The 819-nt window shown below is 44.0% G+C and carries 2 protein-coding genes; both read right to left on the bottom strand.

Annotated features, from left to right (window positions below):
- The coding region (locus ACFILW_RS10280) for a hypothetical protein (RefSeq protein WP_375685790.1) at positions 1–404 on the bottom strand (404 nt) is incomplete at its 3' end.
- A gap of 176 nt (positions 405–580) precedes the next feature.
- Positions 581–751, bottom strand: coding sequence for a hypothetical protein (locus ACFILW_RS10275; RefSeq protein WP_375685789.1), 171 nt, complete (start codon positions 749–751; stop codon positions 581–583).
- Between the last annotated feature and the right edge of the window lie 68 nt (positions 752–819).

The following is an 819-nucleotide window of genomic DNA, read 5'->3' as shown; positions in this document are numbered from 1 at the left end:
AAAATAGAAAAGGGCGGAAACAACCCAAAAAGAAAGCCAAAAATCATTTGCGGCAAGAGGCAGAAAAAAGCCCAAACACCAGTCCACGCTAAGTTACGAATAAGGTCGATCGCAGGAACCCATATAAAACTCTGACTCATGTTTTGAAGATCTTCTTGTTTCATTTTTCCCAGTGCTTGGAGCTGTTCCTTGGATATAACGTGAAAAAATTCCAAAGGGCTCATATAGGCAGACGCGGAAAAAAGCACCAACAAGAGGATAGCCAAACAACAAATGATGATATAATCGCTTGTTGAAAGCATCATCCATTTTTTGAAAGTTGCCGATTGATCCAACACTGGCTGCGATACAAAAGCCTTATCTCCCTTATGGGCAAATTGGTGTTGTGATTTATCTTCGATCATACGGATACTCCCCCACTTCTAAAATTCCCACTCTTCAATATTTGATAGCACGCCACCAGCGCGGTAAATTCGCTTAGCACCCTTCTCAGAGTCATGCAAGCACTATAAATCCCCTCTACGTATTTTATTCATTTGCCCTATACGCGCTTATACATGAAGCACTATACGTGAGGCGCTTACAAGCCAAAACACCCCTTTCCCCAAGGTGGTGCCCCCATATTGAAAGCCAAGCACGCTGCCAAGATCACCCTCAGTCCCAGATCAACCTCAGTCATCGCCTCATCTAAAGCTTCCTCAAGCACACGACGTAAACGCCCTACGCTTACCTTTTCCTCAAAAATGTTCAATCTCTTTTCCTTAAAACCCACCCCTTTGCCTCAATGCCTCGTTGTCAATCTGGCCCCCCAAAAATGAT

It is taken from the genome of Bartonella sp. TT110JLCBS, from assembly GCF_042193405.1.
GTDB lineage: Bacteria > Pseudomonadota > Alphaproteobacteria > Rhizobiales > Rhizobiaceae > Bartonella.
This window is presented reverse-complemented; position numbering and strand designations above follow the sequence as displayed.